The following is a 19,735-nucleotide window of genomic DNA, read 5'->3' as shown; positions in this document are numbered from 1 at the left end:
TAAAATGAATTACTTTCCATCATTTTTTGGCGATATGCCGCGCCGTAGGCGGACATGACTTGCGTCACGTTCACGCAATTTGCGGAGATTATCTTCATGAAAGATGATGTTGAAATCTTTCTCTTCTTGTCCTTCATCAAGCGAAATCTTTGATAAATAGGATAGAACGGAAGAAGATAGATCTGCATTCTGTTGACGCCTCGATCGACGAGTCTCCAACATTAGTTCTCCTAACGCTTCCTCTATCTTTCCCAAACGCGTTGAATCGTCTTCCTTGTCTTTTTTAATTGCCTTGTTGTCATCCAGGTCTATTTTTTTGTAAACTTGTTCAAAATCAGGCCACCATTTTTCAAATGAAGCAACCACTCTCTGGTTATCAAGAGGTTTTGAGCAAACGGAATTCGCCTGAACCAGCAGTTCCTTCATTTCATCACGAATTGCCCGAATGTATTGAAATTGAGTGAGTGGGCTGGTCGCAGCATCAATTGCGTCAATTCCACACAGTAGAGGGACCACATATCCTTTTACGCTTTTGGAAAGCGCTCCCGCCTCAAACAATATCCAAGGAGCATTCATATTGCTCTTAGTGATGACCACAATGCCAAAATCTATCTCAGCTAGGTTTGTCGTTACGGAAGATAACCAACGCTCTCCTTTTCCAATGTCCTGTGAAGATACATACACCTCGACATCTTGAAGTACGTTCGGGATCCATTGTTTAAGAAGCTCTGCGATTTCTTTACTTGCAGGGCCTGACCAACTGGCAAAAATTCTCATGTTTTCCCCGTGAATCCACATAACTGTCAGTAATATTAGTGGCATGACCAGTGGTATTTGCGCAATCGTCCAAGTTGAATCGCACAGATGTCATTCACTAGAATTTATAAGCGATCAATCCAAGTGCTAAAACAAAACAGCTGTACGAACCGAAAATAACGACGACTGTCGCCCAATTGATGGCTCTCGCCCACCAGTATAATCGATCAGATCCTTTATTTCCAAATATGTAGGGATGGCTGAATCTTTTGTCTTTTTCTGCAGCTGCCCCAGAATATAAACTATTGCATATATAAGCTAATCCAGATCCAAACGCTGCTAGAAATGCACCTGCCGCGAACCAAGTGAGACCGAATTTTGCAGGGGCAAGTAGCATCAATGATGCCCTTGTTGCCTCCTTTGATGTTATTGATGCAAGAAAGCCTAACAAAGCAATGCATGCTCCACCATTGAGAAGAAGAGCAGCCTTAAGAGCGTCGCGGGCGGAATCTAGTGCAGCTTTTAATAGTTCGTCGTGCAATTGATCATTGCGGTCAAAAGCTCGTTTGGCCCAATAATGCTGGTCTTCCATATTTCCCCACATGTGTGACGTTTAAAAAAACTCCTACAAATATGCGCAATTTGATCAATCAGAAATTAGACTAAATCAGTTTTGCACAACCAACCGTCACAATCAAAATACAACCATAGGTAACGCGTAAGTCTTGTTGCGTAAGTCTCAAAAAACCTAAAAAGACTTGCGCAAAAGCACGCTGCTTTTAGTGCGTAAGAGTTCTTATATAGAAACTTACGCACAAAGCGCGCAGCGCGTAGTTCTATGCGTTTGAGAACTACGCGCTTTTTAGAAAATTTCCTGATTGAAAAATACAACCTGATTTGAGGTTGGTTGAAATTATGCCGGTCGACGCTTGACCGACCTGTCACTCCCACCATGATGTGAATTGTCAGCCCACCAAGCTGACGTACCATGAACACGAGGAGAGACCATGACACGAAGACGTGCGCTGACAGGCGCGTCATCCACCAAGCTCAGCTCAAACAAGCTCAATTCCAAATCAGCAGCCAGCACCAAACCAGCAAAACCAAAAACCACAAGCCAAACCGTCCGCATCAATGGCGTCCGAACAATCATCACGACACGCGACGGCAAAGTGACCACAAAAGCAGCTCTGCCTTTGGAATGGGAACTGCAAGCTGCACAAGTTCGCAGCCTGCGTAAACTGCCAGAATACGTGCACACAGCGCGAGACGTACGACCCGGAACGTTCACGCTGGCCGGAGATCAGAACGCAGCCAAGCGCGGCCCTACGGCAAGAGCCGAAGCATTAGCGGCAGGACTGACGCCGGGAGAAGCAGACGTCCGGATTTATCTCTACGGTGGTGTGCTTCGCCAGATCGAAAACAAGGTCGGCAAGGCCAAACTCGAACCAAGCCAGATAACGCGTCATCCGCTGCTTGATGCTCTTGGCTTTCCCGTTGTGGTCGTCAGGGCAGTCACTGAGGATGACGCAGCAGAGCAGGCGGTAAGGCTAGTTAAAGGCTGGCTGCTGGAAGCTTCGAACGAAAACCAACCAGAACCACACGAGGAGAACCATCAATGACGCAGCTTAATTTGAAGGCACGCATCGCAACTAGCGCCATGCATGGAACGCACATGCCTGAACGTTCACCAGAACAACGGCATGCAGCCAGAGAGCGCATTCGAATTGAACGTGCACGTGAAGTAAAGGCTTTGGCCAAATTGCGTCGGCGCATCAATAATCGCCAAGGGATCGGGAACGAGTGGGACGGCCGTGCTGCAAATGACAATATTGCCTGGCCGCTGGCTACTGCGCTGATCAAGGAAGGCAACACCGATCTTTTGAAGTACGCGATGTATTACCGCCGTATTCACACTGCAGCGAAGAGCAATGCCCTTCTGGGTGGTTCGACTGTGACACTCGGTGAAGGAATGGCTCTGGATCGCCATATCCATGTTCGTCCGAATGGAAGCATCGCATACAAGCATGTCAGGCAATCCACGGCTGCCAGCATAGATATCCCGTCTCGCAAGAAAAGCATTACCGACTCTGAGACGCAGTTGTCTTCTGATAAATCGGAAAGCGGCTACACCAACGTGCCGAAGCCATGGAAAGGCGATGCACCAGTCAACGATATGATCGATGCGAAACGCAAGTTAGCAAGCCTTCAAAGGTCTCTTGGCTATCTTTGTGAGCCCTTCGAGTTGGCTTGCATCGATGGGAAGACGCTGGCTGAGGTAGGTGAGACAGTAGGCATTTCTAACCGGACAGGAGCGCAAGGTGCGGGCAGAGCTCTAGTTCATACTGCGCTTGTAACACTGCGAGCGATTGTCGGGGAACTAAACCGTCGAGACCTTGCCGCCTGACGCATGCACTGATCTGCCAGAACGTTGGTAATAGTGGGAAGGCAATCTTCCAAATCATTCCAAGTTCTGTGCGCACAGGCTGTTGCCAGCGACAGACGCTCGGTCAGCGATGAACCGGGCGTAACTACCCGACGACGGTATTCAGTCGTCAATCTGAAAAGCAAGCGCGATCCCCTGCAGTCATTTGCTCGCAGACATAGGCAGTGCACGCCTGCATTGCGCTTGCCAATCAATTCAGATCCCCGGCGCCGTTTCTCCTCCGGCAGACGGGATGCGGCGGGTTGAGCTCATTCCTGTGGGCTCCCCGCCGATCAATAAAAGGAAGGTTGGCAGAGCGGCTTAATGCAGCGGGTTGCTAACTCGTCGGGCGGCAACGTCCCGTAGGTTCAAATCCTACACCTTCCGCCATTCATAGCAGGATAGAGAAGCAGCATCTCATCTGGTTCATACCCAGAAGAACGCCGGTGCAAGTCCGGCTCCTGCAACCAATTGATCTGTTCTAGGGCGTGGCCCGCGAAATCGCCTTTGCGGTTGCAGATCATCCAAAACGAGACCGGCAAAGCTTCGTCGTAAACTACGGGAAAATTATCAAAAGGTCTGAACTGAATAGTTGTTGAGGGAATAAGATCCTCTCTCTACTCGGATAAAAAGCGCAACTTCTAAGGGTAAGTTGTAATCACTGTTGTAAGCTAGAAAGCCGAAATAATCGGTGTAATTCCAACCTGGTATAATTCGACGTAAATCACGAGCCGTAAATGGTTCTAAAAGGGTTCCATCGACGTACACGGCAGTTAGAACGAGCTGATAGGCGTTCTTCGCCGAAGTTTTCATCATACAATGGTATACATAATCACCAAACTAGCAAGCAAACCTAAGTCCGCGCTTATAAAAAGGGGCGATCCAGCTTAGAGTGATGTGAAATGCGGCCACAAAAAATCCTTTGAATCGGCTTGTCGGGGCGTTTTCATTTGAGAAAAGGCAGGCGGTAAACGCCTACCTCAAGTTCGTATCCGGCAGTATTGTGCAAGAGCTTTAAATTATTTCTTTTGCTTCTCGGTATCTTTGATTTGGGTGGTGAAGCCACCTCCTGTTTTGCTTGCAGACTTCTCAGCAGATGCTGATTTATCCTTCTTCGGTTTGCGCACTTCACGATTACTGCGTACTTGGCCTTTTGCCATGACGGAAACTTTCTTGTTCAGAGCGGATTGTTCCAAACCTGCACAGATATCCGTTCAGGTCATTTTGCTCTAATTTAAGCCTAGCACCTATGCCTTGCGCCCGTACGATAATTCGACAGTTCAGGCCGTTTTGTTTGGAATGAGTATAGATTACCTGCAAGCATCGGCGCGCGATCTAAACGTATTTGTCAATTGAAACTGCTCATTGATAAGTCCCCTGCTTTTTGCCGGATCTCTATGTTTGGTTTCACACCATGCCACAACGCACATGGCTCCGCCTCTACAAGACTGCCCGATGGCAACGAATGCGCGAGCGACAACTGACCGAGCAACCGCTTTGCATGTTCTGCTTGCAGGTTGGCGACGTCGAACCGGCGACGGTTTGCGATCATGTCATCGCTCACAAGGGCGACGAGTTCATTTTCTGGGATGCAGGTAACCTCCAGTCACTTTGCAAGACGTGCCATGACCGAACCAAGCAGCGTTTGGAGCGAGGTCAGGACATTGTGACCTTCGGGGCCGACGGGTGGCCGGTTTGACCCCCGGGGGGGGGCACGAAAAAGTCGACGAAGGTCGAAAACGCCGGAACGGCGAGGGTCCATCGCGCACGCATCCACAATTCAAAATATGACCCCTGTAAAGGATTTATGCCATGGCGAGGCCTAGAACGCCTCGCGCCAAGGCGGCAGTCGAGGCAAGCGATAAGAAAAACCCACAGCGCTTCAAAAACCGCACCGATGCCAAGGCTGACGGCCCGCTCGGCAATCCTCCCACATGGTTGAAGGATACGCCGGAGCTAAAAGCCAAGGCGGCCTGGAAGCTGTTTGAAAAAGAGCTGCCGTGGCTGAACCAGTCACACCGCACGCTAGTCGGTATGGCTGCCAATATTCAGGGTCGCATCATGGCTGGCGAGGATGTTGGCGTTCAAAAGATGAACTTGCTGCGCCAGATGCTTGGCCAGATGGGCGCAACGCCTGCGGACGCATCAAAAGTTACCACTGCCGACGATGGCGATGAGAAGGATGATTTGCTTGACTGATATGCCTGCGCTGGAGCGTGTGAGCGCTTACGCGCAAGCTGTCCTTGATGGCACTGAGATTGCAGGCCCGCACGTTCGGAACGCTTGCCAGCGTCATTTCGACGATTTGGCTACTGGTCATGAGCGTGGACTCTGGTTTGACGACGAGGAAGCGGATCGTGTGTTTCGCTTTTTCGAAGAGCGACTGAAGCTTTCAGAAGGTCAGTTCGAAGGAAAACCGTTTAAACTGCACGCCTCACAGGCATTCAAGCTCGGTTCATTGTTCGGTTGGAAGCGTGAGGACGGTTCCCGCCGTTTTCGTCGTGCTTACATCGAAGAGGGCAAGGGCAACGGCAAATCTCCATTCGCTGGCGGTGTTGGCCTATTCGGGTTGATAGCCGACAAGGAAGCTGGCGCGCAGATTTACGCGGCCGCTGCCAAGAAAGAACAGGCCGGCATTCTTTTTCAGGACGCTGTGAAGATGGCGCGAGCTGCTCCGGCTTTGATGCAGCGTGTGAAGTTTAGCGGCGGTATCGGGCGCGAGTTCAATATCGCGCACCACAAATCGCAGTCTTTCTTCCGTCCGATCTCAAAGGATTCCGGAAAGTCGGGCTCTGGTCCGCGGCCGCATTTCGCGCTTTGCGATGAGGTGCACGAGCATCCAGACCGATCGACGATGGAAATGCTGGAGCGCGGCTTTAAGTTTCGTCGCCAACCGCTGCTTTTGATGATTACAAACTCGGGTAGTGACAAGAACAGCATTTGCTGGGAAGAGCACGAGCACGCAGTTCGGGTTGCAGCCGGGACGCAGACACCGGACGAAGTATTCAATTACGTCGGTGAAGTCATCGACGACACAACGTTTGCATGGGTTTGCGCGCTCGATAAGGGCGATGACCCTCTAAATGATCCAAGTTGCTGGAAGAAAGCTAATCCACTTCTCGGCGTAATTCTGACACAGGAATATCTTGCAGGCGTTGTTGCTCAGGCAAAACAAATGCCGGGCAAGCTAAACGGCATTCTGCGCCTGCACTTCTGCTGTTGGACGGATGCCGATAAGGCCTGGATGCCTCGTGAGACAGTCGAAAGCGTCATGGACGACTTCGACCCCGAAGAGGAACACGCTGACAAACCTGTTTTCATGGGCGTCGACCTTTCCGGCAGTAAGGATATGACTGTTCTTGCCTGTGTGGTTCCTACGGGTTTCATGGAAATGGAACGAGATGATGGAGCTACCGTCAGCCTGCCGACCTTTGATGCGTGGGTTGAGGCTTGGACACCACAGGAAACGCTGCAAGCCAGAGCGCAAGCCGACAAAGCTCCATATGAGTTATGGGTACAGCAAGGCTGGCTCAATGCCAGTCCGGGTAAACGTGTCCGATATGACTTTGTTGCGGCACGACTGCAGAAGCTTGATCAGCAGTTTGAAATCAAAGCCATCGCTTACGACCGCTACGCTTACGACAAGTTTCGCGAAGAGGTGGATGCGCTGGGCATTGAAGTCGATCACGTTGCACATCCGCAGGGCGGCAAGGTTAGGGCTAAGCCTGAACCAGCCAAGGTAGAAGCCGCAAAAGCCGCAGGACTGCCAGCACCGCAAGGCTTGTGGATGCCAGGCTCAGTGTTGGCGCTGGAAGACATGATCATCGATGGTCGCATTCGATTGAGGCGAAACCCGGTGTTGATGACTGCGCTCATGGGCGCCACGTTCGATCACGACCCGCAAGAAAACCGATGGTTTGTCAAAACAAAAGCTTCTGTACGCATCGATGCCGCCGTTGCTTTGGCAATGGCTATTGGCGTTGCGATGGACACTCCGATTGAGCCGGAAGAAAACCTAGATGACTTCATCAATAACATGGTCGTCATCGCCTAACTCACGACGGAGCGAATATGGGCTTCATTGATAGATGGGTCGGAAAGCCCATCAAGCTCACCGACGGCGAGTTCTGGCGAGGTTTTTTCGGCCTTGGAACGACGTCAGGTGAAAAAGTCACTTACGAAAAGGCTCTAGAGCTTGATGCTGTTTGGGCTTGCGTAAATCTTGTAGCCAACTCCGTGAAGACGCTCCCATGCAACGTGTTCAAGGACGACGGTGTCACCATTGATCGTGACAATGTTCTCTATGAGCTACTCCACGATATGCCCAATCTTGATGACACAGCGTCTGATTTTTGGGCCATGGTTGCGATGTGCCTTTGTCTGGACGGTAACTTTTTCGCCGAAAAGAAGATGAACGGCGGGCGCCTTACAGCTTTGAATCCATTTCATCCACTCGCCGTTAAGGTCTGCCGTGACGATCGGAACAATCGCTTTTACGAAGTGACTGAAACTACCAAAGGCAAGTCAGGCACAATCCGTCGTATCAGCGAAGACAAGATGTTCCACGTTCGTGGAATGGTTATTCCCGGCTGTGATCGCGGTCTTTCGCCAATTGGCGTTGTCCGGAACACTGTCGGCAACGCACTTGCTGGTGAAAAGACGGCTGGCAAAATGTTTGCCAACGGCATGCAGGTTGCGGGCGTTCTTTCATCTGACCAGATCCTAAAATCAGAACAGCGTAAACAGCTTGGTGAAGTTCTTGGCCAGTTTGCTGGGTCTGAAAAGGCCGGCAAGATTGCTGTTTTGGAAGCTGGGCTTAAATACCAGCAGCTAACGATCAATCCTCAAGACGCACAAATGCTAGAAACGCGACAGTTTAGCGTTGAGCAGATCTGCCGCATCTTTGGTGTGCCCCCTGTCATGATTGGTCATGCTTCAAACGGGACGACGACGTGGGGCAGCGGGATTGAGCAACTTATCCTGCAGTTTACTAAGACCTGCCTCACGCCGTTGCTGCGCAGCATTGAATCGGCAGTCTATCGCGATTTGCTAGACGCAAAGACCCGCAAAACGACTGTCGTGAAGTTCAATATGGAAGGCTTGCTGAGAGGCGATAGCCAAGCGCGCGCTGACTTCCTGCAGAAGATGGTCAATAACGGCATTTATACGCCGAATGAAGCTCGATCCTATGAAAACAAGGCTGAAATGCCTGGCGGTAACGAGCTCATCGTCAACGGAACAATGCAACCTTTGCACGGCATCGGCCACAACGGCGGACCATCGTTTGATGAAGCGCCGGATACGCGCGCTGCTTAAGGATAATTTATGAAATTCGAACACATTTTGACAGCCTTTGAGGCTGAGCCGTGGGCGATTCAGCGCGAAAAACTGGCGGTTCTTGCAGATGTTATCGCAGCTCGTGCTGCAGGTGATAAGTTTGTGACGTCTGAGTTTGCCGCTGCTGTTTCTGATGCTCGGGCGAAAGAAATCGCGGAAACCGACGGTAAGGTAGCAGTGATCCCTGTTTACGGGGTGCTGTCTGACCGTATGGATATGTTTTCGGCGATGAGCGGCGGAACTTCATATGCCGGCATCAAGCGACAGCTACACAAGGCACTGGCAAATGATGATGTGAAGGCCGTGGTGCTTGACGTTGATAGCCCTGGCGGCTCAGTTCCTGGTACCGAGGAGTTGGCAACGGAGATCCGCAAGTTACGCGGAGACAAAAAGCCGATCATTGCGCAGGTCAACAGTCTAGCCGCAAGTGCCGCATACTGGTTGGCATCGTCCGCTGACGAAATCGTGGTTACGCCTTCGGGCCGGGCCGGTTCGATCGGTGTCTACACAGCGCATGAGGACATTTCAGCAGCCTTGGATAAGGCTGGCGTAAAGCGTACGTATATTTCCGCTGGCGAGCACAAAGTCGAGGGCAACGAAACTGAGCCACTTGGCAAGAAAACGCTGGCTTACATTCAGGAAAGCGTGAATCGCTCTTATGAGCGTTTCCTAACGAGCGTTGCTGAAGGACGCGGCATCACAAAAGCCCGTGTGGAAGCTGACTTCGGTCAGGGCCGGGTTTTCTACTCAGAAAAGCTCATTGAGCTGGGTATGGCGGACCGTGTCGCAACGCTGGACGAGACACTGGCACGCTTTGGCGCCGAAACCGAGCCAGCATATGTGCGCCGAGTGAAAGCATCTAACGCCGCAAAGGCCGATGCAGCCACGCTTCTTGCCTCTAAAATGGCAGCAGGCGAACAAATTACCAAGCGCGAATTCGAGAATGGTTTGAAGGGTCTTCTAAACCTATCGAATTCTGAGGCAGAGCGGGCCGCTCGGCTCTACCTCAAGGAAGGTCAGGGGGCTCCTGACGTCGAGACGGATGCTGCTGCTTTGGCAGCCCTAAACCGGCTTTTGGCCGAAGCAAACACACCACTCATCAAAATTTAAGGAGCCACACATGGCTGATAATGTACTTGCCGATAAGATCGGCGAGCTTGGTACTTCGCTTGCCTCCATTAAGGAGCAGGTTGGCAATCTCGCTGTAGACTTTACGTCGAAACTTGCTGCTAACGGCGAGGTTTCGGCTGAACTCAAGGAAAAGACCGATAAGGCTCTTTCTGAACTCGGCGACATGACCACACGCCTTGGCGATCTCGAAAAGCGTGCCGCCCGTGAAAAGGAAGAAGGCGCGAACGAACAGAAGTCGCTTGGTGACATGGTTATCGAGTCTGCCGATTATAAGGCAGGGATGCTGACGGGTGCGTCCCGCGGTTCGATCAAGGTGACGGCAGATCGTGCTGCAATCACTTCGGCCAACACCACTGTGGGCGCTGGTCGTAGTCAGGGCACGTCACTCGTTCCAGGTGCACGGGTGCCGGGCATTTTTGGTCTTCCGGAGCGTACTCTGACGATCCGCGATCTCGTGCTTCCGGGCCAAACTTCTTCGAGCTCTATCGAGTATGTGAAGGAAACCGGCTACACGAACAATGCGGCTCCTGTCGCTGAAACGACTACAAAGCCATATTCGGACCTGACGTTCGATATGACTTCTGCGCCGGTTCGCACTATTGCTCATTTGTTCAAGGCTTCGCGCCAGATCCTGGACGATGCTCCGGCTCTTCGTTCCTATATCGATGGCCGTGCTCGTTACGGTCTGCGCTTTGCGGAAGAAAATCAGCTGCTAAATGGCTCTGGCACCGGTCAGAACATTCACGGCCTGGTTCCGCAGGCAACCGCGTTTAGCCCAGCCTTCACTTTGCCAGGTGCGACCGGTATTGATCGCCTTCGCCTCGCAATCCTTCAGGTTGTTCTTGCTGAGTATCCGGCCACAGCTTTTGTCCTCAACCCAATTGATTGGACAAAGATTGAGCTAACCAAAGATGCCGGCGGCAATTACATCATCGGCAATCCGCAGGGATCGCTGACGCCAACTCTCTGGAACCTGCCAGTGGTTTCCACTCAGGCGATGGCTGCAGGTGAATTCCTCACTGGCGCGTTCAGCTTCGCGGCACAGATCTTCGATCGTCTCGATATCGAAGTGCTGCTGTCGAGCGAGAACGTCGATGACTTCGAAAAGAACATGTTCACGATCCGCGCGGAAGAGCGACTGGCATTTGCCGTCTATCGACCAGAGTCGTTCGTAACCGGCGACGTCGAAGGCGCTTAATGGGGACGGGGAGCTTCGGCTCCCCTTTTCCAGATTGGAGAGAACATGACTGATTTTCTAGAAGTTCAAGCCCTAAAGACTTTTGCCCTCGGCAAAGAGCTAAAAACACGCAAGAGCCCGTCTTTCGAAGTTGAAGCTGGTGAAGCTCGACAGCTGGAAGCACAGGGCCTTGTGTCTTTGGCTGGCAAGTCAGATGCGACTAAGGAAGCGGACGGCGTCACGCCAGAGAATGGCACCAAGCCCAAGCAGAAGGCGAAATCAGATGGCAGTATCGACAAAGACGCGTAAGAGGCGGGTAGCCAGCTACATCGGCGCCGGGGTCGTTATCCCAAATCCTCAGCCCGAACCGGAGCCGGAAGTGCCGCCTGAAGGTGGTGGCGATGGCTCTGATTGATCTTACTGTATTCAAGCGTCACCTTCGTGTTTTTCACGATGACGAAGACGACGAGCTGACGCTTTATCTCGTCGCCGCGGAAACTGTGGTCACTGAATACCTCGATCGCGAGGTCGTAGCGGCTGGTCAAACGCCGTCACTTGCTGACGGCATCGTCGTTAATGCCGCTATTTCGGCGGCCATTCTGCTTGTCGGTGCAGACCTTTACGAAAATCGCGAGCCTGACACAGCATCTGGCGGAGACGCAGTTCTGCCAAGACATGTACGTGCGTTGCTCTCGGCGTTTAGGGTTTGGCGGATTGAAGAAGAGGTGCCGTAATGCCTCACGTCCGCTTCTCCGAAGACTTCGACTGGAAACCTCTGCCGCAAGTCACGATTGCTTATAAGGCTGGCTGGTCCGGCCTTGTGACTACACTTTGCGCAAATTCTGCCGTTCAAGCCAACAAGGCTTTGCGGCTGAAAACCCCGAAAAAAGGTGAGAAGGATGGCGCCACGTAAAGGAGCCGGTGCGCTCAATAACATCGTCGTCTTTCAGCAGCGGGAACCGGTGAGGGACGAGGGCGGAGGCACTAGCCAGGATTGGGTCGACAAGTTCGAAACTGCGGCTCGTTTGCAGCCCCGCCTTGGTTCTGAAACGGACATCGCCGCTCGTACGCAAGGCATCCAGCCTTATACGCTTGTCGTTCGAAGCGAACTGCGGACACGCGACGTCACGCCGTCTTGGCGGGCTAGAAACAAGCGAACCGGAGTTCTTTACGAGATCCAGTCATGTGCGAACCCTGACGAGGTTAATCAGTACATCGAAATGCGCGCTGTAGTGCAGGGCGGTGGTTGATGGCTATGGTGCTCGCATTCTAGGGTTGGCTAAACTCGAACAGAAGTTCAAACGCTTGCCGAAAGTCGCTCGCGACATGGTTCGCGGCGCTATGGAGCAGGGTGCCGACGATATCGTCGACATGATGAAACGTCGTGTTGCTGAAGATGACGGAGCACTACGGGAAAGCATCGGCTGGACGTGGGGTAAAGCTCCAAAAGGCAGCATGGTGATCGCGACAGTCGAAGCTAGCCTTGCAGCTGATTGGACTATCACAATCTATGCAGGCAACAAAGAAGTTTACTACGCGCGCTGGGTTGAGTTCGGTACGGTAGGCTTTGCCAATAAAGGCATGTTTCCCGGCACAACGAACCCCGGTCAGGGAAAACAGCCATTCTTCTACGTGACGTGGCGAGCAAAAGCCAAAGAAACAAAACGTCGTATTCGTCGAGCCATCACCAAAGCAGCGAAAACAGTAGCCGCAGGAGGCTGATGGATGGACCCTGTATGGGAACTTCAAACCGCGATCTATGCGCGGTTATCGCAGAATGCTGCGCTGACCACGCTAATCGGCGCGGAAAAGGTCTATGACAATCCTCCCGCCGATCCTAATGGCAATATACCGGCCGCAACTTATCCGTATGTTTCATTTGGCAGCGCTTCGTCTTCTGATGACAGTGCCGATTGCGTTGATGCGGTTGACGTCACTTTTCAAATTAATTGCTGGTCGTCTCTTCCAAGCCAAAAACAGGTTCGGCAAATCGCCGACGCTGTCACCAAGGCACTTAGACGATGGGAACCCCCGCTCACGGTAAACGCTCTCGTCACCTTCGACCCTTGGCGCACCGACTATATCCGCGCTCCAGGTGTCAATCAGGCGTCACTCCAGTACACGGCCGTCATTGAGACGCCGTAGCCCGCACAGTCGGATTTCACCACTCATTCTGTTGTAAGGTCGCCATAGGCGGCCTTTTTTGTTGGAGGCCGCATTGGCTCAAGCAACGACTATCAAGGGCGGCAAGTTCCGCGTCCTTATCGGCAACGATGCCGACCCAATTGTATACGAAAACCCGTGCGGCTTCACGCAGCGGTCTATTACAATCAACAAGGGCCTCGAAGAGGTCAATGTTCCTGACTGTACCGATCCTGATAAGGTCGATTGGGTCGGGCGCGATGCAACCAGCCTTTCGATGAGTATCAGTGGTGAAGGCGTACTTGCCGCTGAAAGCGTCGATGTTTGGCTAGATGCGGTCGACAGTCTCGAATCCATTCCAGTTAAGGTAGAGTGGGAATTTCCTGCAAAAACCATTACGTGGACCGGATTCATGCATGTTGAAAGCATTGAGGCGGGCGCAACCAATGGCCAGCGCGCGACCCTGAATGTCAGCTTGCAGTCTGACGGTGTTATGGTTCGTACGTCTACCCCGGCTACACCATAATGAGCCGTGACGCATCGATCGAGCTAACCTGGGCGGATGATGATTACACATTCCGCCTTGGATGGAGCGAACTCGAAGCACTTCAGGAGGCCTGCGATGCGGGCCCCTGGGTTATTCTTGAGCGGCTTCACAACAAGCAATGCCGGTCTGGTGAGATTGCTGATGTTATCAGGCAGGGGCTCATCGGTGGCGGTTTGAAGCCGCCTGAAGCCACAAAGCTGGTTCAGAGATACGTCAAAGAGCGTGTGTCTGATTTGGCTGAGAACCTCTTATTTGCGATAGCTATTTTGCAAACCGCCCTTCAGGGAGCGCCTGACGAGCCAGTGGGGGAGCCGGGGGCGGCAAGTCAGGAGGGGAACAACTCGACAGTCTCCCCAATGGAAAGATCAGATTTGCCGCAATCTACGGAAACGGTGCAGTTCTAGGATTTACGCCGCAAGACGTTGGGAAAATGTCGATGTGGCAATACATGGCTGCGCTTGATGGTTACATCAAAGCGAATACGCCAGACGAGCCGGGTAAGCTGTCAGAGTCCGAGAAAGACGATCTTTGGGATTGGATTAAGGCTGGGTGATGCCTCAGTTTGCAAAAGCGTAATCATCTATTGAGGAAATGATGGAGCGGGGCCTCTATCGTTTTTTGTTCCAGACCGAATCCAAGTCAATAGTTCATTGCAATGGCTTTCTAGTGCGATGAACTCTTTACGCTCCAGCCAAATTTTGTCTGCTTCGTCTGAACGACCCTCAAGATAATGATTTTGATACAAATCAATGATGAACCTGATCTGGGTTTTGCAAGTTTTTTGGATTGGCTCGATATCCTTCACCAAGAACTTGCCGGTGTGATGCATATGTCTAAGTTTTTCTTTGGCATCCGCTAGGAGGTCGGAAGACTGTGCTGTGATCTCAAGAGATAAAGCCAATTTCTTTTCATCTCGGATATCACGCCGTGATTGATGCGGTGATGGAGTATTGTCGATCAGCGCGATGCAACTTTCCATAGCAGCCAGTTGAGTTTCGTATGGATCGGAGAAGTAGGGATCGTCATCATCAACGGGATCAGCGATGCAAAACTTCCATCCGCCATCCGATTCAAAGACCGTTATTTGAGATCCTTTGTATAGGCGTGTCTGGTTTTTGTTTTCAGATAAATGCCAGTTGCGGCGGTTTGGCCGCAAGATCACAAACGTTGTGAGCGCGGCGATAGCCAAAACGCCTACTAAGAACCAAAACATCGTGCCCCTGGACTCAGTTTTATCTAGCTTAACGCATCTTCCCACTCTCGTAGAAATCGAGACATTTCCTTAGACGATTTACGTGTTCGGCCTGTGGGATCGCTTTGGTGTAAGCCTCGTCGAACGTCGGACTGTTGCTCGTAATTTTCCCGCAATCGGTGGCAAACGCCTGCCTCTTCAGCATTTCTGCTGTCCGGTACTCATTCCAAAAATAGTACCCGACGAAAGCGATAACCGCGATGCAGGCCGCGCCGACCAATACTTTCATCCACATCCCCAAGCTCGCGTGACTGCGAGCTTTTTTCTTATCAGGACATCGTTGAGTATGGCAAGAACCGACCTCGAAAGTCTGGTTGTTCAGCTTTCTGCTGACTTCAAGTCATTTGAAAAAAGCCTGGCTCGCGCCAACGATGTTTCTAATCGCCAATTTAATGCGATTGAACGACGCGCGCGCCAGATGAACAAGAATCTGGATAGTATTTTCACACGCTCATTTAGTGGCCTTACGGCACCGCTCGCCGGAATAGGCGCCGCGTTGGGTGTCGATCAGCTTCGCAAGATGACTGATACGTGGACGGATATGACGTCCCGCGTCAACCTTGCTGCAGGTTCGATCGATAAGGGTACTGAGGTCATGGGCCGTCTCGGCGAGATGGCGCGCCGTACCTATTCGGATCTTTCTCAGACTGCTGAGAGCTACCTTTCCAATGCCACGGCGCTGCGCGAACTTGGCTACAATACAGATGAATCACTCAACTACACCGAGGCGTTGAACAACGCTCTCGTCGTGTCAGGCGCTAAAGGTGATCGAGCAGCGCGAGTTATCGATGCTCTCGCCAAAGCTATGGCTACCGGCAAGTTGCAAGGCGATAACCTCAATACGGTGATTGAATCCGGCGGCCGCGTTGCGGAAGCGTTGGCAGCTGGTCTTGATACGACAGTTGGCGGCCTGCGCAAGCTTGGTTCGCAGGGCAAGATCACGGGCAACGACATTGTTCGCGGCCTATCGAGCCAGATGGAAACGCTGCGTCAGGAAGCGGCCGACATGCCAGCGACGATCGGCGACGGCTTTACACTTCTGAACAATGCTCTGCTTCAGTACGTTGGCAATGCTGACAGCGCAGCTGGCGTGTCTGCGAAGATTTCCGAAGCGCTGGTCATGATTGCCGACAACTTCGACAAGGTCGCAGATGGCGCTTTGCAGGTTGCAGCAGTAATTGCGGGTGCCTTGGTTGGTAGATCTCTCCTTGGTATGATCCGCACGCTCGGAACCGCTGGCGTGGCTCTTGGCCAGTTCAGGCAAGCTTTAGCCGCAGCAAGCACAATGGGCGGTTTGGCTACAGCCTTCGGTGGCCTTGGTGCCGCTGCTGGCCCTTTAGGCATGGTCATTGGTGGCGCGGTCGTGTCGTCGCTTATTCTCTACAATTCAACAGTCGGTGAATCGAGTCAGGGAGCCACGCTCTTTGCAGAGCGGCTAAAGAAGGTTGAAGAGGCCGCTAAGTCATCAGGCAATGCCGTTGAACAGGCTGGCCGACAGAATGATGCCTACACCCAGAACTCACTAAGCAAAGAAGTTGAGGCTTCCGTCGTCGCGCTTGATGACGCTCGTGAAGCTGCGGTCAACATGTTGGCCTCTTTTGCTCAAGTGTCGTCGATGAGCCTCATCACTCCAGAGCAGTATGCTGAATTGGCTCGTCTTCGTGATGGAGTAAACGAAGGCACTGTTTCGGCAGAAGATGCCAAACAATCGTTGTTCGCTATGGCGAACGCTGACTACAACTTTCAGGAAGTTGCGGACGCAATTGGCCCGATCCTTGATCGTTTGGCTATGGTTTCTAGCGCTGCTCGTGGCGCTGCAGCTGACCTAGCTGCTGTGTCTGGCGCTCGTGCGGTCATCGAAGATCGCTCAACGCGTTCAGCCAAGGATCCATACATCATGCAGCGCGAAGCTGCGAATGAGTATGAACGCGACCAGCTCCGCCTAGCTGCTCTTAGCAAGAAAGAACACGCGCTCGAAATGGAGCGGCAGAAAGTGCGAAATGCCGCCACGAAGGATGGCATCGCGCTTACCGAGCAGCAAATTGATGCGATTGCACGTGCTAATGTTGCAGCACAAGAAAGCCGCACATCTGAAGGCAAAAAGCCGAAGAAAGAGCGCCAAAAGAAAACACCTGAAGACAAGTTCGATAATGATGTGCGCGAAGTAAATGACCGCACAGCTGCACTTGTCGCGGAAACTGAAGCTCTTCGCCAAATTAACCCGTTGATTGATGATTACGGGTTTGCAGCTGAAAAGGCGCGCACCGAACAGGAGTTACTCAATGCAGCTCAAAAGGCTGGCATTGCCATCACTCCTGAACTCCGTTCGCAGATTGCGCAAACTGCCCAGCAGTGGGCTCTCGCTACTGCTGAAGCCAATAAGCTTAACGAAGCGCAAAGCCAGCTAAAGCAGAAGTCCGAAGAATGGCGTAGCACAGAGCTAGATGCCTTCAAGGGGCTGGTTACTGACCTAGCATCTGGAAAAGATGCTGTTGAAGCTCTGACCGATGCGGTGCAAAAGCTGATCGATAAGCTTCTAGATATGACGTTGAACAGCCTTTTTGACGGGCTGTTCGGGAAGTCAGGTAGTCTGTTCGGTGGATTTATGGGGTTCAAAGACGGCGGGCTGCCAAAGTTCGCCAACGGAACTCCATCGCGCCCCGGTCCCGGCCTTATTCGTGGACGTGGTACCGGCAGAAGCGACAGCATCCTTGCGAGAGTGTCGAACAGAGAGTTCATTACTAATGCTCGTTCAACGGCCAAATATCGCGGGCTTCTGGAAGCGATCAATGAAGATCGCTTGCCGGCCTTTGCAAATGGCACAAAAAGTCTGCGCGCCCCGTCAATGCCGATACTCAGTGCTCCACAAAGATCAGGAGCCGCTGGCCCGATGCGTGTGGATGTTGTGACCCGGTTCGAGAACGACGGCAACTTCCATTCGTATGTTGAGAACGTGTCTCAAAGCACAAGTTCGCGCACAGTCAAAGCATACGACAAATCAGGGCCAATGCGCTTTGCGCGGGATAGCAAGCAGGCATCAAGGCGGGGTTTAGTGCGATGATCGATCTTCTCTCAACCGTCCGCTTTGTACCGTCTTACCCCCTGCTTAATAATCCGACCAGTCAGACGAAGTTTGGCGGTCGGGTTATTTCGACGGTTGAATTCGTTGATCCGTATCGCACCGTAGATATGGAAACACTGCCGATGACCGCCAGCGAGGCGGTACAGCTTCAGGCGTTCATTGCGGCTGCCAAGGGCGGCATGGAAACGATTGTTTATCGTCCGAAGCACATCTGTATTCCGCGTGCGTATTGGGGTGATCCAAACAACACACACATCACTGGAACGGCGTCACGCGGGTCGGTGACCGGAGGTTATACAGTACAGCTTACCGGCGTTGTACCGGGCTTGCAGCTCATGGACGGCGATATGTTCTCACTCAAGAGTGGAGACTATCGCCAGTTCTTGCAGGTCGCTTATGGCGGTGGTGCTACGGCCGTCAGTACCACAATCACAGTTAAGGTGGATCAGCCGATTGCGTCTTATATCGCAACCGGCGCAACGGCACGTTTCAAACAGCCCGAGATGAATACCCGACTTGTGAAAGACAGCTTTCAGATGTCGAAAGGTCCGCGACCGACTGCATCTTTCCAGCTGATCGAGGTGCCGAAGTGATCGAGGGAAATATGGACAAGGAAGATAGAGATTTCTTCGGTTTTACTCCGGCGATGACGAAGGTTTTGGAGCGTGAGCTTTCGGATTTCGACGGGTTTTGTCTAACTGAGGTGGTAAAAAGGGCGTATCAGGAAGTGAAGAAGCTCGATCCATCTTTTTCAGCATTAGATAAGCTGTAATATCGATCGCACACATTCCTATGTCGTCACAATCGCGAACAAGTTGGTGGATTTCCTGTTTGTCAAAGCGGTCCTCATACTCTCGTACTTCGCCTTTCGCATATTCAGTGCGCAGCACGAGGTGTTCCCCTTCTTTATTCAATGAACCGTGAACAAAGTAGTTTCTGTGTTCATTGAGCCTCTCCAAGGCAATTGATATTTGCCTCACATGCTCTTCAATTTCAGTGTGTACCGACTGTGACGATGCTGCTTTCAGAGCAAACCAAAGTGACTGTCCGTTTAACTCATTCGTGACTGCTTGAATGCCAGGCGGGCTGCCAAGCAGACGATTGAGCAGCAGTTTAGAGCTGTTCTCGGCATTGTTCCATGCGATGACAAGGGAACCCACTAGATGTTCGATGCTGATATCGTGCAGTGGGTATTGGCGCCGGTCGGGACGATTGCCGGGATGTTTCTTACCTTTTGACATGATCTTGCCTCCGCTTGGCCATCAAAGCCGAGTCGCAACCGATAGTCGATTACACTTTCCTACAATTCGGAGGCTTCATGGCTTTCCCAACTCGTCTACAGCAATTGCTAGAAGAGGGGCGCATTGTCGTGCGCTCTCTTGGCGAATTCCAGTTTGGCACTGGCTTCTGGTATATGTGGAATGGCTCGTCCGAATTCACCTGGAATGGCAACACATACATTCCAAACCAGCTGATTGCCATTGAAGAACCGCCTTATCAGATGGGTGCGGAAGCTCTGCCGATCACCATCACCATGCCGACGGCAGCGGATTACGGTGTGACGCCTGATAAGCTCGCACAAATTGAGAGCTTGGATTACAAAGGCCGCACGGTCATTCTGTCAGATGCTTACTTCGATCCGGACACGCGCGAACTGCTTCACGTCGAGCCGATGTATCGAGGTTTTATCGACACCATCGATCACGAAACGGATGGCGGCGAAATGGTTCTCAAAGCCAACGTTGAAACGACGGCATTGGAAAACCACCGTGACGGCTATCGCACCGCCTCTCACGAAGATCAGCAGCTCATTTCACCGGGCGACAAGTTCTTTGAATATGCCTCAGTGGTGAAGCGAGAAAACTTCCACATCACAGCACCGTAAG

The 19,735-nt window shown here is 52.1% G+C and carries 26 protein-coding genes and 2 tRNA genes; 22 read left to right on the top strand and 6 right to left on the bottom strand.

What is annotated here, in order from left to right; all coding sequences use genetic code 11:
* Window positions 1-9 precede the first annotated feature (9 nt).
* Both ABWV94_RS13725 and ABWV94_RS13720 read right to left on the bottom strand, forming a co-directional pair.
* Window positions 10-777, bottom strand: a complete 768-nt coding sequence (locus ABWV94_RS13725) for a toll/interleukin-1 receptor domain-containing protein (protein WP_162761748.1) — start codon at window positions 775-777, stop codon at window positions 10-12.
* A 97-nt stretch (window positions 778-874) separates the two neighbouring features.
* Complete coding sequence (locus ABWV94_RS13720) at window positions 875-1,348, bottom strand: hypothetical protein (protein WP_113499209.1); 474 nt, start codon at window positions 1,346-1,348, stop codon at window positions 875-877.
* A 415-nt stretch (window positions 1,349-1,763) separates the two neighbouring features.
* Here ABWV94_RS13720 and ABWV94_RS13715 point away from each other — a divergent pair, with 415 nt between their 5' ends.
* The 4 genes from ABWV94_RS13715 to ABWV94_RS13700 all read left to right on the top strand — a co-directional run bounded on the left by ABWV94_RS13715 (window position 1,764) and on the right by ABWV94_RS13700 (window position 3,651).
* Window positions 1,764-2,378, top strand: a complete 615-nt coding sequence (locus tag ABWV94_RS13715; protein ID WP_113499210.1) for a VRR-NUC domain-containing protein — start codon at window positions 1,764-1,766, stop codon at window positions 2,376-2,378.
* Window positions 2,375-3,163 carry a hypothetical protein gene (locus tag ABWV94_RS13710; RefSeq protein ID WP_113499212.1) on the top strand — a complete coding sequence of 263 codons (789 nt, stop codon included), beginning with the start codon at window positions 2,375-2,377 and terminating at the stop codon, window positions 3,161-3,163. The genes ABWV94_RS13715 and ABWV94_RS13710 overlap by 4 nt, the downstream gene beginning before the upstream one ends.
* Before the next feature lie 320 nt (window positions 3,164-3,483).
* Window positions 3,484-3,571, top strand: a tRNA-Ser gene (locus ABWV94_RS13705).
* Between the two features lie 5 nt (window positions 3,572-3,576).
* Window positions 3,577-3,651 (top strand) — tRNA-Met (locus tag ABWV94_RS13700).
* A gap of 549 nt (window positions 3,652-4,200) precedes the next feature.
* On the opposite strand, the gene ABWV94_RS13690 is transcribed toward ABWV94_RS13700, so the two are convergent.
* Window positions 4,201-4,341: a hypothetical protein gene (locus tag ABWV94_RS13690; protein ID WP_170289491.1), complete on the bottom strand. Its 141-nt coding sequence runs from the start codon at window positions 4,339-4,341 to the stop codon at window positions 4,201-4,203.
* 254 nt (window positions 4,342-4,595) lie between these two features.
* Between ABWV94_RS13690 and ABWV94_RS13685 the strand changes: the two genes are divergently transcribed.
* The 15 genes from ABWV94_RS13685 (at window position 4,596) to ABWV94_RS13615 (ending at window position 13,919) form a co-directional block, all read left to right on the top strand.
* Window positions 4,596-4,880, top strand: coding sequence for an HNH endonuclease (locus ABWV94_RS13685; RefSeq protein ID WP_113499215.1), 285 nt, complete (start codon window positions 4,596-4,598; stop codon window positions 4,878-4,880).
* Window positions 4,881-4,993: 113 nt separating this feature from the next.
* Window positions 4,994-5,380 carry a hypothetical protein gene (locus ABWV94_RS13680; protein ID WP_113499217.1) on the top strand — a complete coding sequence of 129 codons (387 nt, stop codon included), beginning with the start codon at window positions 4,994-4,996 and terminating at the stop codon, window positions 5,378-5,380.
* A 1-nt stretch (window position 5,381) separates the two neighbouring features.
* Window positions 5,382-7,235: a terminase large subunit gene (locus ABWV94_RS13675; protein WP_113499219.1), complete on the top strand. Its 1,854-nt coding sequence runs from the start codon at window positions 5,382-5,384 to the stop codon at window positions 7,233-7,235.
* Between the two features lie 17 nt (window positions 7,236-7,252).
* Entirely contained in the window at window positions 7,253-8,497 is a 1,245-nt protein-coding gene (locus tag ABWV94_RS13670) for a phage portal protein (RefSeq protein WP_113499221.1), read from the top strand.
* A gap of 9 nt (window positions 8,498-8,506) precedes the next feature.
* Window positions 8,507-9,628 (top strand): S49 family peptidase, encoded by a 1,122-nt coding sequence (locus tag ABWV94_RS13665; RefSeq protein ID WP_113499223.1) that lies wholly within the window; start codon window positions 8,507-8,509, stop codon window positions 9,626-9,628.
* Between the two features lie 10 nt (window positions 9,629-9,638).
* Window positions 9,639-10,847, top strand: a complete 1,209-nt coding sequence (locus tag ABWV94_RS13660) for a phage major capsid protein (protein WP_353413910.1) — start codon at window positions 9,639-9,641, stop codon at window positions 10,845-10,847.
* Between the two features lie 45 nt (window positions 10,848-10,892).
* Entirely contained in the window at window positions 10,893-11,135 is a 243-nt protein-coding gene (locus ABWV94_RS13655; protein ID WP_113499227.1) for a hypothetical protein, read from the top strand.
* The gene (locus ABWV94_RS13650; protein ID WP_268900948.1) at window positions 11,110-11,241 is read left to right on the top strand and encodes a hypothetical protein; all 132 of its coding nucleotides are present in this window, start codon (window positions 11,110-11,112) and stop codon (window positions 11,239-11,241) included. The genes ABWV94_RS13655 and ABWV94_RS13650 overlap by 26 nt, the downstream gene beginning before the upstream one ends.
* Window positions 11,228-11,560 carry a head-tail connector protein gene (locus ABWV94_RS13645; protein WP_113499229.1) on the top strand — a complete coding sequence of 111 codons (333 nt, stop codon included), beginning with the start codon at window positions 11,228-11,230 and terminating at the stop codon, window positions 11,558-11,560. Before ABWV94_RS13650 ends, ABWV94_RS13645 begins: the two co-directional genes overlap by 14 nt.
* Window positions 11,560-11,739: a hypothetical protein gene (locus ABWV94_RS13640; protein ID WP_113499231.1), complete on the top strand. Its 180-nt coding sequence runs from the start codon at window positions 11,560-11,562 to the stop codon at window positions 11,737-11,739. The genes ABWV94_RS13645 and ABWV94_RS13640 overlap by 1 nt, the downstream gene beginning before the upstream one ends.
* Window positions 11,726-12,076: a head-tail adaptor protein gene (locus ABWV94_RS13635; RefSeq protein WP_113499233.1), complete on the top strand. Its 351-nt coding sequence runs from the start codon at window positions 11,726-11,728 to the stop codon at window positions 12,074-12,076. The genes ABWV94_RS13640 and ABWV94_RS13635 overlap by 14 nt, the downstream gene beginning before the upstream one ends.
* Window positions 12,069-12,548 (top strand): HK97 gp10 family phage protein, encoded by a 480-nt coding sequence (locus tag ABWV94_RS13630; RefSeq protein WP_113499235.1) that lies wholly within the window; start codon window positions 12,069-12,071, stop codon window positions 12,546-12,548. Before ABWV94_RS13635 ends, ABWV94_RS13630 begins: the two co-directional genes overlap by 8 nt.
* A 3-nt stretch (window positions 12,549-12,551) precedes the next feature.
* A complete protein-coding gene (locus tag ABWV94_RS13625) occupies window positions 12,552-12,971 on the top strand; it encodes a DUF3168 domain-containing protein (protein ID WP_113499237.1) in 420 nt (139 codons plus the stop codon).
* A gap of 73 nt (window positions 12,972-13,044) precedes the next feature.
* Window positions 13,045-13,494: a phage tail tube protein gene (locus tag ABWV94_RS13620; RefSeq protein WP_113499239.1), complete on the top strand. Its 450-nt coding sequence runs from the start codon at window positions 13,045-13,047 to the stop codon at window positions 13,492-13,494.
* On the top strand, window positions 13,494-13,919 hold the full coding sequence (locus tag ABWV94_RS13615) for a gene transfer agent family protein (protein ID WP_113499241.1): 426 nt from the start codon (window positions 13,494-13,496) through the stop codon (window positions 13,917-13,919). The genes ABWV94_RS13620 and ABWV94_RS13615 overlap by 1 nt, the downstream gene beginning before the upstream one ends.
* A gap of 176 nt (window positions 13,920-14,095) precedes the next feature.
* Here ABWV94_RS13615 and ABWV94_RS13610 read toward each other — a convergent pair whose 3' ends face one another.
* Together ABWV94_RS13610 and ABWV94_RS13605 are read right to left on the bottom strand one after the other, a co-directional pair.
* Window positions 14,096-14,728: a hypothetical protein gene (locus ABWV94_RS13610; protein ID WP_113499243.1), complete on the bottom strand. Its 633-nt coding sequence runs from the start codon at window positions 14,726-14,728 to the stop codon at window positions 14,096-14,098.
* A gap of 28 nt (window positions 14,729-14,756) precedes the next feature.
* On the bottom strand, window positions 14,757-14,996 hold the full coding sequence (locus ABWV94_RS13605; RefSeq protein ID WP_162761749.1) for a hypothetical protein: 240 nt from the start codon (window positions 14,994-14,996) through the stop codon (window positions 14,757-14,759).
* Window positions 14,997-15,053: 57 nt separating this feature from the next.
* Here ABWV94_RS13605 and ABWV94_RS13600 point away from each other — a divergent pair, with 57 nt between their 5' ends.
* Window positions 15,054-17,828 carry a tape measure protein gene (locus ABWV94_RS13600; protein WP_353413905.1) on the top strand — a complete coding sequence of 925 codons (2,775 nt, stop codon included), beginning with the start codon at window positions 15,054-15,056 and terminating at the stop codon, window positions 17,826-17,828.
* Window positions 17,825-18,442 (top strand): hypothetical protein, encoded by a 618-nt coding sequence (locus ABWV94_RS13595; RefSeq protein WP_113499250.1) that lies wholly within the window; start codon window positions 17,825-17,827, stop codon window positions 18,440-18,442. The genes ABWV94_RS13600 and ABWV94_RS13595 overlap by 4 nt, the downstream gene beginning before the upstream one ends.
* 42 nt (window positions 18,443-18,484) lie before the next feature.
* Here ABWV94_RS13595 and ABWV94_RS13590 read toward each other — a convergent pair whose 3' ends face one another.
* Entirely contained in the window at window positions 18,485-19,090 is a 606-nt protein-coding gene (locus ABWV94_RS13590; RefSeq protein ID WP_113499252.1) for a hypothetical protein, read from the bottom strand.
* 77 nt (window positions 19,091-19,167) lie between these two features.
* Here ABWV94_RS13590 and ABWV94_RS13585 point away from each other — a divergent pair, with 77 nt between their 5' ends.
* Window positions 19,168-19,734, top strand: coding sequence for a hypothetical protein (locus ABWV94_RS13585; RefSeq protein WP_113499254.1), 567 nt, complete (start codon window positions 19,168-19,170; stop codon window positions 19,732-19,734).
* Window position 19,735 lies beyond the last annotated feature (1 nt).

Source organism: Brucella sp. NBRC 12953 (assembly GCF_040369775.1).
In the GTDB taxonomy this organism is placed as follows: domain Bacteria; phylum Pseudomonadota; class Alphaproteobacteria; order Rhizobiales; family Rhizobiaceae; genus Brucella; species Brucella pseudogrignonensis.
This window is presented reverse-complemented; position numbering and strand designations above follow the sequence as displayed.

Bases quoted from the DNA above. Each gene is read 5' to 3' on its own strand.
- ABWV94_RS13710 (WP_113499212.1), top strand. From the start codon at position 2,375: ATGACGCAGCTTAATTTGAAGGCACGCATCGCAACTAGCGCCATGCAT.
- ABWV94_RS13610 (WP_113499243.1), bottom strand. From the start codon at position 14,728: ATGTTTTGGTTCTTAGTAGGCGTTTTGGCTATCGCCGCGCTCACAACG.
- ABWV94_RS13625 (WP_113499237.1), top strand. From the start codon at position 12,552: ATGGACCCTGTATGGGAACTTCAAACCGCGATCTATGCGCGGTTATCG.
- ABWV94_RS13655 (WP_113499227.1), top strand. From the start codon at position 10,893: ATGACTGATTTTCTAGAAGTTCAAGCCCTAAAGACTTTTGCCCTCGGC.
- ABWV94_RS13600 (WP_353413905.1), top strand. From the start codon at position 15,054: ATGGCAAGAACCGACCTCGAAAGTCTGGTTGTTCAGCTTTCTGCTGAC.
- ABWV94_RS13660 (WP_353413910.1), top strand. From the start codon at position 9,639: ATGGCTGATAATGTACTTGCCGATAAGATCGGCGAGCTTGGTACTTCG.
- ABWV94_RS13585 (WP_113499254.1), top strand. From the start codon at position 19,168: ATGGCTTTCCCAACTCGTCTACAGCAATTGCTAGAAGAGGGGCGCATT.
- ABWV94_RS13690 (WP_170289491.1), bottom strand. From the start codon at position 4,341: ATGGCAAAAGGCCAAGTACGCAGTAATCGTGAAGTGCGCAAACCGAAG.
- ABWV94_RS13720 (WP_113499209.1), bottom strand. From the start codon at position 1,348: ATGGAAGACCAGCATTATTGGGCCAAACGAGCTTTTGACCGCAATGAT.
- ABWV94_RS13685 (WP_113499215.1), top strand. From the start codon at position 4,596: ATGCCACAACGCACATGGCTCCGCCTCTACAAGACTGCCCGATGGCAA.
- ABWV94_RS13605 (WP_162761749.1), bottom strand. From the start codon at position 14,996: ATGAAAGTATTGGTCGGCGCGGCCTGCATCGCGGTTATCGCTTTCGTC.
- ABWV94_RS13645 (WP_113499229.1), top strand. From the start codon at position 11,228: ATGGCTCTGATTGATCTTACTGTATTCAAGCGTCACCTTCGTGTTTTT.
- ABWV94_RS13665 (WP_113499223.1), top strand. From the start codon at position 8,507: ATGAAATTCGAACACATTTTGACAGCCTTTGAGGCTGAGCCGTGGGCG.
- ABWV94_RS13595 (WP_113499250.1), top strand. From the start codon at position 17,825: ATGATCGATCTTCTCTCAACCGTCCGCTTTGTACCGTCTTACCCCCTG.
- ABWV94_RS13680 (WP_113499217.1), top strand. From the start codon at position 4,994: ATGGCGAGGCCTAGAACGCCTCGCGCCAAGGCGGCAGTCGAGGCAAGC.
- ABWV94_RS13725 (WP_162761748.1), bottom strand. From the start codon at position 777: ATGAGAATTTTTGCCAGTTGGTCAGGCCCTGCAAGTAAAGAAATCGCA.
- ABWV94_RS13650 (WP_268900948.1), top strand. From the start codon at position 11,110: ATGGCAGTATCGACAAAGACGCGTAAGAGGCGGGTAGCCAGCTACATC.
- ABWV94_RS13670 (WP_113499221.1), top strand. From the start codon at position 7,253: ATGGGCTTCATTGATAGATGGGTCGGAAAGCCCATCAAGCTCACCGAC.
- ABWV94_RS13640 (WP_113499231.1), top strand. From the start codon at position 11,560: ATGCCTCACGTCCGCTTCTCCGAAGACTTCGACTGGAAACCTCTGCCG.
- ABWV94_RS13615 (WP_113499241.1), top strand. From the start codon at position 13,494: ATGAGCCGTGACGCATCGATCGAGCTAACCTGGGCGGATGATGATTAC.
- ABWV94_RS13635 (WP_113499233.1), top strand. From the start codon at position 11,726: ATGGCGCCACGTAAAGGAGCCGGTGCGCTCAATAACATCGTCGTCTTT.
- ABWV94_RS13715 (WP_113499210.1), top strand. From the start codon at position 1,764: ATGACACGAAGACGTGCGCTGACAGGCGCGTCATCCACCAAGCTCAGC.
- ABWV94_RS13590 (WP_113499252.1), bottom strand. From the start codon at position 19,090: ATGTCAAAAGGTAAGAAACATCCCGGCAATCGTCCCGACCGGCGCCAA.
- ABWV94_RS13675 (WP_113499219.1), top strand. From the start codon at position 5,382: ATGCCTGCGCTGGAGCGTGTGAGCGCTTACGCGCAAGCTGTCCTTGAT.